The organism is Bradyrhizobium sp. (assembly GCF_030693485.1).
In the GTDB taxonomy this organism is placed as follows: domain Bacteria; phylum Pseudomonadota; class Alphaproteobacteria; order Rhizobiales; family Xanthobacteraceae; genus Bradyrhizobium.
On sequence record NZ_JAUYAN010000174.1, the window covers coordinates 1 to 9,150 of the forward strand.

Consider the following 9,150-nt stretch of genomic DNA (forward strand, 5'->3'; position numbering starts at 1 on the left):
GTCGCCAGCGCCGCCAGCACGGTCCATAATCTGCGCATCGTAATTTCTCCAGTTGGAATTTTCCGCAGCGTAGCAGAACGACGCCAGACTTTCACGCCGTCATTCCGGGGCGCGTCGAAGACGCGAACCCGGAATCTCGCCCTGCAATCTCGAGATTCCGGCCTCAGCCCGGAGCCTGTCATCGGGCGGCGCGAGGCGCCGACCCGTTGGGGCTTCCCCCGAATGACAGCGGTTGTCGTCTATTTCGCGCCGATGGCCCTTGCCTATCATTTGAGGAAACAGGCAACATGGCCAAAACACGAGGGAAGCGAGAGCCCAATGACCAGCTTTGAGACCATCATCGTGGAACGGCCGGAACCGCGGATCGCGCGGATCGTGATGAACCGGCCGGAGGCGCGCAACGCGCAGAACCTGCAGATGACCTACGATCTCAACGCCGCGTTCGACGCTGCGGTGCAGGACGATTCGGTCAAGGTCATCATTCTGGCCGGCCACGGGCCGCACTTTTCCGCCGGGCACGATCTGCGCCCCGGCGCCAAAAATGCCGCCGGGGTGGATTTTCCGCCGGTCGGAAATTGGGGCGGCTTTGCCGAACCCAACGCCCATGGCCGCTTCGCCCGCGAGCAGGAGATCTACCTGCAGATCACTCGGCGCTGGCGCAATCTGGCGAAGCCCACCATCGCGGAAGTGCATGGCAAGTGCATCGCCGGCGGGCTGATGCTGGCCTGGGCCTGCGACCTGATCGTCGCGAGCCAGGATGCCGAGTTCTGCGACCCCGTGGTGACCATGGGCGTGTGTGGCGTCGAATGGTTCGTGCATCCCTGGGAACTTGGCCCGCGCAAGGCCAAGGAATTGCTGTTCACCGCCGACGTCTGGAGCGCCGACGAAGCGCACCGGCTTGGCATGGTCAATCACGTGGTGCCGCGGCCCGATCTGTCGTCATTCGTGCTGCAGTTGGCCGAGAGGATCGCGGCCAAACCGTCATTTGCGCTGAAGATGACCAAGGAAGCGGTCAACCGCTCGGTCGACGTCATGGGCCAGCCGGCGGCGATCGATCAGGCCTTTGCGCTGCATCAGCTCTGTCACGCGCATAATCTGCAGGAATTCGGCATGGTGGTGGATCCCGCGGGGCTGCATCCCTCGGTCAGGAAAACGGCGGCGGCAAAGTAATCAGATGGATCTCAGCCTCAGCGACGAGCAGCGCCTGCTGCGCGAAAGTGTCGACCGCTTCATCGCGGAAACCTATGACGCCGATCACCGCCGCCGCAGCGCCGGCGATCCGCTCGGCTTCAGCCCCGCGATCTGGAAACAGTTCGCCGATCTCGGCTGGCTGGCGCTGCCGATTGCGGAGGAATATGGCGGGCTCGGCGCCGGCTCGGTCGAGACCGGAATCGTGATGGAAGCCTTTGGCCGCGGGCTGGTGTCCGAGCCCTATCTGTCGACCGTGGTGATCGGCGCCGGCCTGATCGCGGCATGCGGCAGCGAGGCGCAGAAGCAGGCGATGCTGCCGAAGATCGCCGACGGCTCGCTTCGCCTGGCGTTCGCGCATTCGGAGCGCGCGGCGCGGTTCGACCTCTCGAAAGTCGAGGCCGCGGCGATGAAGGTGGCCGACGGGTGGCGGCTCGACGGCCGCAAGACCGCCGTGCTCGACGGCCATGCGGCGGGTCAGATCATCGTCTCGGCCCGCGTCGCCAGCGACGAGGGCACCACTGGAAAATTGTCCCTGTTCCTCGTTCCCGCCGGCACGCCTGGCATCACGCTGCGCGACTACGCCCGGCTCGGCGGCGGCCGCGCCTGCAACCTCGATCTCGCCAATGTGAGCCTTGCCGCCGACGCCCTGCTCGGCGATGGCGACGATGCGCTGCCGCAAATCGAAGCCGTGGTCGACCACGCGCTGGCGGCACTCGGCTCCGAAGCGGTCGGCATCATGCAGGTCATGTTCGACATGACGCTGGAGTATACCAAAGTGCGCCAGCAGTTCGGCCGGCCGCTGTCCGCCAACCAGGTCATCCGCCACCGCCTCGCCGACATGGCGATGCATTGCGACGAAGCGCGTTCGATCGCGCTGCGCGCGGCCGTGATGGCCGACGCCGAGCCGGTGGCGCGAGGCCGCGCCGCCTCGGGCGCCAAGGCCAAAATCGGCAAGTCCGCGCGCTTCGTCGCGGAGCAGTCGGTGCAGCTGCACGGCGCCATGGGTGTCACCGAAGAGCTCGACATCGGCTCCTACTTCAAGCGGCTGCTCGCCTTCGATACGCTGTTCGGCGGCAGCGCCCATCATTACCGCCGTCACGCCGCGTTGGGCGGACGAACAACCCCTCACGCCTGAACCGGAGCGCCAGCATGGATCTCACCTTCAGCCCGCAAGAGCGTGCCTTCGAACAAGAAGTCCGCGATTTCATCGCGCAAAACCTCACGTCGGAAATGAAGCGCGCCACCGCGCTGACGCCGTCGGTGTTTTCCGATCCCGATATCGGCATGGCCTGGCAGCGCGCGCTGCATGAAAAGGGCTGGGGCGCGCCGGGATGGCCGGTGGACCAGGGTGGGCCGGACTGGACGGCGGCGCAGCGCTGGATTTTCGAGGCCGAATGCGCCCGCGCCGGCACGCCCAACGTCAACGTGATGGGCGTCAAGATGGTCGGCCCCGTGATCATCGGTTTCGGCTCGCCGGAGCAGAAGAATTTCTATCTGCCGCGAATCCTCTCGGGCGAAGATTACTGGTGCCAGGGCTATTCCGAGCCGGGCTCAGGCTCCGACCTCGCCTCGCTGAAGACCCGCGCGGTGCGCGACGGCGACGACTACGTCATCAACGGCACCAAGATCTGGACCACGCATGCGCATCACGCCAACCGCATGTTCGCGCTGGTGCGCACCAACGACACCGAGCGCAAGCAGGACGGCATCAGTTTTATCCTGATCGACATGAAGAGCCCGGGGATCACGACGCGGCCGATCCTGACCATCGGCGGCGACCACGAGGTCAACCAGGTATTCTTCGACGACGTCCGCGTCCCCGTCGCCAACCGCGTCGGCGAGGAAGGCAAGGGCTGGACCTACGGCAAGTATCTGCTCGAATTCGAACGCGGCTCCGGCATCGCGTCGGCCAAGTTGCGCGACGCGTTGAAGACCGTTTCGGACCTCGCGGAATCCGACGCCACCGGCCGGGCTATCGATGATCCCGACATCGGGTTAAGGATGTCCGAGATCGAGGTCGACATCGATACGCTCGAGATGACCGAACTGCGGGTGCTGTCGGCGTTGCAGACCGGGCAGAACCCGGGCGCGGTGTCTTCGCTGCTGAAGCTCAGAGTCAGCGAAATCCGCCAGGCGGTGACGCGGCTCGGCGTCGAGGTGATCGGCAATGACGGTCTCTATGTCGAACCGCTGCGGCCGTTGTACCGGCTGAACGAGACGCCGGGCATTCCCGAGGAGATCCTGCCGGTGGTGCCGGAATATCTCAACGGCCGCGCCTACACCATCTTCGGCGGCTCCTCGGAGATCCAGCGCGACATCGTCGCGAAGATGGTGCTGGGGCTGTAGGAAATTCATGGCTTCTGGCCTATATTGGAAGGTATGCGCCGCGACGAAGCCATCGCCAAACTGAGGGAAACCGAACCTGCCTTGCGGGCGTTCGGGGTAGCCGCGCTTTACCTGTTCGGATCGCACGCGCGCGACGAAGCGGGCCCTGATTCTGACGTGGATGTCTTTGTTGATGTCGCGCCCGACACGTCCTTTGGCCTGCGTCCCTATATGGGCACATTCCGCGTGCTTGAGAACGCCTTCGAGCACCGGGCAGAAATTGGCTATTCGACCCGGGACGCGCTCTCGCCTTACATCCGTGCGGATGTCGAGCGGGATGCCGTGCAAATCTTTTGATGGCTGCCAGCAAGAGCCCGCGCTTGCGGCTGTTGCATATGCGCGACGAAATCGAAAGCCTGTCGAAAGAGCTGGCGGGCTTGAGCTTCGAGGCGTACCGGGAAAGCTATGGCCTTCGCCGGACTACCGAACGCGCAATCCAGATTGTTTCCGAGGCGGCACGCGCCTTGCCCGAGGAATTGCGGGCGCGTTATCCCGATGTACCTTGGGCAGACATCATCGCGATCGGCAATCCGCTGCGGCATGAGTATCATCGCATCGACGACAGAGTTTTGTGGGAAACCGCCACTGTCGACCTCCCAAAGCTGCTGCCGATCATCCTGCGCATGCTTGCAGAGTATGAGTCTTGACGGCGGAGACGTCAGGCCGCGCCTACACCATCTTCGGCGGCTCCTCGGAGATCCAACGCGAGATCGTCGCGAAGATGGTGCTGGGATTGTAGGGCTCGTTGTCATTCCGGGGCGCGACGAAGTCGCGAACCCGGAATCTCGAAGTTGTTGCGCCAGATTCCGGGTTCGATGCGGCGCATCGCCCCGGAAAGACGACAGCAATTTATGCCGTCTTCGCTTTCGCATCCCGGATCGCCTGCCAGACCTTCATCGGGGTCAGCGGCGTGGCGAGGTTCTTGATGCCGAGTTCGCTGAGCGCGTCGATCACGCCGTTGACGAGGCAGGGGGTGCCGCCGATCGTGCCGGATTCGCCGCAGCCCTTGGCGCCGAGCGGGTTGGTCTTGCACGGCGCCGAGTCGTCGAGCGCGACCGCGATCGGCGGGATGTCGTCGGCGCGCGGCAGGCAGTAGTCCTGGTAGCTTGCGGTCAACAACTGGCCTTCCGCGTCGTAGCTGACGCCTTCGTACAGCGCCTGGCCGATGCCCTGGGCGACGCCGCCGTGAATCTGGCCCGTCACCAGCATCGGATTGACGGCGACGCCGACGTCGTCGACCGTGGTGTAGCGCACGATGCGCGTCACGCCGGTCTCGGGATCGATCTCGACTTCGCAGATGTGGGTGCCGTTCGGCCAGCTCGGGCCGTCGACCTCGCCCTCGCTGTCGACGCTGAGCCGCGCGCCGCTCTCCTTCTTGGCAATCTCGAACAGACCGATCCGCTTGTCGGTACCGACCACGGTCAACATGCCCTCGCGGTACTCGATGTCCTCGACCGAAGCCTCAAGAATGTTCGACGCCTTCTCGCGCGCCTTGGCGATCATGTCGGCGGCGGAAACCGCCAGCGCGGTGCCGCCGACGAACAGCGAGCGCGAGCCGACGCTGCCGAAGCCGGTGGCGAGATCGGTATCGCCCTGCACGATGTCGATCTTGTCCATGGCGATGCCGAGCGCATCCGACGCCATCTGCGTGAAGGTGGTCTGGAGCCCCTGCCCCATCGCCATGGTGCCGGAATGCAGGATGATGCGGCCCTCGGCCGTGGCGTGCAGGCTGACCTTTTCGGTATGGGCGCGGCCGCCGGTCCATTCGATATAGGAGGTGAGGCCGCGGCCGTAGAGCAGGCCCTTCTTCTTCGCCGCCTTTTTTCGCGCGGCGAAGCCATCCCAATCGGCAAGCCTGGAGGCGCGCTCCAGCATGTGCGCGAACGCGCCGCTGTCATAGACCTGTCCGACGGGGTTGGTGTAGGGCAGTTGCGCCGGCTTGATGTAATTCACTTTCCGAATGGCGCGCGGGTCCATCCCGATCTGCCGGGCGGCGGCGTCCATCAGCCGCTCGACGATGAAGACGCCCTCGGGGCGGCCGGCGCCGCGATAGGCGCCGACCGGTGCGGTATGGGTCATCACCGATTTGACCTCGTAATGCACCAGCGGCAGGTCGTAGACGCCCGATTGCACGAACGGGCCGAGCACCAGCGGGATGATATTGCCGGCGCCGGAACTATAGGCGCCGGTGCCGCCGACCGAGCGCACCCGATAGGCCAGTACGCGGCCTTTGGCGTCGAGCGCAAACTCGCCGGTCGAAGTGAGATCGCGGCCATGGGTGCCGCCGACGAATTCATCGGTGCGGTCGCCGCGCCAGCGCACCTTGCGATTCAGCTTGATCGCGGCATAGGCGACGATGCCGTCTTCCGGATAGAGGCTGGTCTTCTGGCCGAAGCCGCCGCCGATATCGCCGACCAGCACGCGGATGCTTTCCTTCGGCCGCTTCAGGACCGCATCGGCCAGCAGGTCACGCGTCGAGCCCGGCGTCTGCGATTGCACATGCAGGATCAGCCGTCCGGTTTTCTTCTCGATCTCGGCAATGGTCGAGCGCGGCTCCATCGCGGAGGGAATGAGGCGCTGGCTGACCAGATCGAGCGAGACTTTATGCGCAGCGCTGGCGAACGCGGCTTCGACCTTGGCGGCATCGCCATAGCTCATGGCGGCGACGATATTGTCCGGCGCCTCGGCCCATACCACCGGCGCGCCCGGCTTTGTCGCCTCAACGGGATCCACCACCGACGGCAAGACTTCATAGTCGATCGCGATCGCTTCCGCCGCGGTCTGCGCCGCCACCCGCGACGTCGCCACCACGGCGGCCACCGCTTCGCCGGCATAGCGCACGATTTCATGGGCCAGCAGCCGGCGCGGCGGCACCGTCATCGGCTTGCCGTCCGGCCGCATGAACACCGACAGCGTCGGGATGGTGCCGATGTCGCCGGCGACGAGGTCGGCACCGGTGTAGACCGCCTCGACGCCGGGCATCCCGGCAGCCGCCTTGGTGTCGATCGAGGTGATCCTGGCGTGGGCATGCGGCGAGCGCAGCACATGCAGCCACAGCGCGCCGTCGTCCGGCTTGTCGTCGATGAACTGCCCCTTCCCGGTGAGCAATCGCTGATCTTCAAGACGCTTGACGGACTGGCCCGCACCGAAACGCAAATTGCCGGGAAGAATGTTCATCAGTTGATCCTTCGAGTCTCTTGTTCGAAGGGCGGGTTTTAGCGGATTTTGCGATGGAAACAACCGACCGCGGTCATTCTCCCAAAGCGCAAATGACACGCCCGACGGGGCGCGCGCGGGGCAAGAAATCCCTGGTCGGCGGCAGAGAACCGCCTCGTATTCGAGCACTATTGGGATCGGCCGATGTCCACGATGTTGACGTCGAGATTGCGCGACTGCGAGCCCCGCTTCACGACCAGTTTCACCGATCGGCCGGCGCCGATCTGCTCGATCTCATCGGTAAGGTCTGAAAGTCGCCGAACGGGCTTGTCGTTGGCCTCGGTGATGACATCCCCGAGCGCGCCGGAGGCGAGATCGACGCCGCGGATCCCCGCACGTTCCGCCGGACCTGCGGGCGCCGTGCGCACAACGATCACCCCTTCGATCCCGAGCCGGGTCGCCAGCGCCTCGTTCGCCGCCACGATACCGATGCCGGGAGTGGGCACGCGTCCGGTTCGAATAAGCTCAGGTACGACGCGGTTAACGATATCGACCGGTACCGCGAAGCCGATTCCGGCGTTGGCGCCCGACGGCGAATAGATCGCGGTGGTGACGCCGATCAGGCGCCCGGCGGAGTCCAGCAGCGGTCCACCCGAGTTGCCCGGATTAATCGCGGCATCGGTCTGAATGACATTGCCTATTTCGCGACCGCTGCTGGTCGGGAGCCTCCGCTTGAGCGCACTGATGATGCCGCTGGTCATCGATTGATCAAGCCCGAACGGATTGCCGATCGCAAATGCGGCTTGCCCGACCTTCAAGTCGGCAGAACTCCCGAGCGCAAACGGCGGCGGCGGCTGCCGGGCATTGCCGATCCGGAGCACGGCAAGATCGTAATTCGGTGCGACTCCGATCACCTCGGCCTCGGTTACTTCTCCGGAAGCAAAACGAAGGGCGACCGTCTTTGCACCCTGGACGACGTGGTCGTTGGTGACCACATGGCCCTGGTTGTCCCAGATGAAACCGGTGCCGGATGACGACGGCGCTCCGCCAGGTGACGATGGCCCTTCGTCCTCGGTCATCGGGTTGGAGCCGGAACGCGCCGCGACCTGCACAACCGACGGCGACACCCGCTCGAAAATTTCAATCGCTCCCCGTTCGGCCTCGGAAAATGCGCCGCGCTGCTCGATCGTTCGCGCCACCGAGACCGTCGACGGGGTGAACCAGAATTTCGCTCCGGACAGCGCCAGCGCCAGCGCCGCGACGGCTGCCAGGGCGAGAGTGGTGCGACGGTCCATCTTTCACTCACCTCATTGCCAGATCCAGTCAATTGCAGGGTCAGGATAATACCCTGTTCTATCCGCTGCGGCGCGCCAACCGCGCCCCGTGCAAGAACGTCCCAACGGGCCAGAAGTTTCTGGCCTGTCTCGGCGGCACCCGTCAGGAAGCCGCGTCCGCCAGTTCCCGCAACACCGTCTCGACCGCCCGGCGCTCGTCCGCTGTCAGCCCTGCCTGCGGCGGCACGGGATCGCCGACCTCATAGCCCTGAATCGCCAGCCCGGCCTTGATGCAGGCCGCGAGGTTGTAGCGCGCGAAGGCTTCGTTGATGCGCCACAATTTGCGCTGCAGCTTCAGCGCGTCGTCCCAGCGCGCGGCCTTGCAGAGAGTGTAGAGTTCGACGCTTTGCCGGGGGATGATGCAGGCCGGCCCCGCCATCCAGCCGACCCCGCCGATCAGCATCACGGCGGCCGGGATATGCGCCGACGCCGAGAACACGCGGATCGAGTCGCCGCAGCGGTTCATGATCGACAGCAGCCGCCCGGTATTGGTCGAGGCGTCCTTGATGTAGCCGATGCGCGGATGGGCCGCGAGCCGCGCGATGACGTCGAGCGTCAGGTCCGAACGCTGGAATTGCGGATTGGTGTAGATCACCACGGGAATATCGACCGCATCCGCGATGGCGCGAAAATAGGATTCGACCTGCGCATCGGTGAGCGGGAAATACGCTTCCAGGATCGCCAGGATGCCGTCGGCGCCGAGCTTCTGGCAGGCTTTGGCTTGCGCCACCGCGTCTGCCGTCGACGTCGAGGCGACGCCCGCGACCACAGGCACGCGGCCTTTTGCCGCTTCGATCGTGGTCTGCACCACGGCCAGACGCTGCGCGTGGTTGAGATAGGCGAACTCGCCGGTCGAGCCGAGCGGCGTCAGCCCGTGTACGCCGGACTGGATGAGATCGTCGCAGAGACGAGCCAGCACATCGGTGCGGATCTGGCCTGCGGGATCGATGGGGGAGACGAGATAGGGAAAAACGCCGTGGAAATCAGTCATGAGACCGACCTTAGAACCCGCGCGGCGCCCGGGTCAAATGCGCTGCAGAAAAGCGAATGGCCCGGAGCTTCCTCCGGGCCATTGCGGAAGCCA

General features: G+C 65.1%; 8 protein-coding genes. 5 read left to right on the forward strand and 3 right to left on the reverse strand.

Annotated elements, in window-relative coordinates:
• The first annotated feature begins 318 nt into the window (after window positions 1-318).
• Genes Q8N40_RS12655 through Q8N40_RS12675 form a run of 5 tightly spaced genes read left to right on the forward strand, consistent with a single transcriptional unit; the run spans window position 319 to window position 4,223 of the window.
• Entirely contained in the window at window positions 319-1,170 is an 852-nt protein-coding gene (locus Q8N40_RS12655; protein WP_305712061.1) for an enoyl-CoA hydratase, read from the forward strand.
• A 4-nt stretch (window positions 1,171-1,174) separates the two neighbouring features.
• Window positions 1,175-2,326: an acyl-CoA dehydrogenase family protein gene (locus Q8N40_RS12660; RefSeq protein WP_305712062.1), complete on the forward strand. Its 1,152-nt coding sequence runs from the start codon at window positions 1,175-1,177 to the stop codon at window positions 2,324-2,326.
• Window positions 2,327-2,340: 14 nt separating this feature from the next.
• Entirely contained in the window at window positions 2,341-3,537 is a 1,197-nt protein-coding gene (locus Q8N40_RS12665) for an acyl-CoA dehydrogenase family protein (protein ID WP_305712063.1), read from the forward strand.
• Window positions 3,538-3,570: 33 nt separating this feature from the next.
• Window positions 3,571-3,873 carry a nucleotidyltransferase family protein gene (locus tag Q8N40_RS12670; protein WP_305712064.1) on the forward strand — a complete coding sequence of 101 codons (303 nt, stop codon included), beginning with the start codon at window positions 3,571-3,573 and terminating at the stop codon, window positions 3,871-3,873.
• Window positions 3,873-4,223, forward strand: a complete 351-nt coding sequence (locus Q8N40_RS12675; RefSeq protein WP_305712065.1) for a DUF86 domain-containing protein — start codon at window positions 3,873-3,875, stop codon at window positions 4,221-4,223. The genes Q8N40_RS12670 and Q8N40_RS12675 overlap by 1 nt, the downstream gene beginning before the upstream one ends.
• Before the next feature lie 202 nt (window positions 4,224-4,425).
• Here Q8N40_RS12675 and Q8N40_RS12680 read toward each other — a convergent pair whose 3' ends face one another.
• The 3 genes from Q8N40_RS12680 to Q8N40_RS12690 form a co-directional block, all read right to left on the reverse strand.
• Window positions 4,426-6,753: a xanthine dehydrogenase family protein molybdopterin-binding subunit gene (locus Q8N40_RS12680; RefSeq protein WP_305712066.1), complete on the reverse strand. Its 2,328-nt coding sequence runs from the start codon at window positions 6,751-6,753 to the stop codon at window positions 4,426-4,428.
• A gap of 167 nt (window positions 6,754-6,920) precedes the next feature.
• Complete coding sequence (locus tag Q8N40_RS12685) at window positions 6,921-8,027, reverse strand: S1C family serine protease (protein ID WP_305712067.1); 1,107 nt, start codon at window positions 8,025-8,027, stop codon at window positions 6,921-6,923.
• Window positions 8,028-8,169: 142 nt separating this feature from the next.
• The gene (locus Q8N40_RS12690) at window positions 8,170-9,057 is read right to left on the reverse strand and encodes a dihydrodipicolinate synthase family protein (RefSeq protein ID WP_305712068.1); all 888 of its coding nucleotides are present in this window, start codon (window positions 9,055-9,057) and stop codon (window positions 8,170-8,172) included.
• Window positions 9,058-9,150 lie beyond the last annotated feature (93 nt).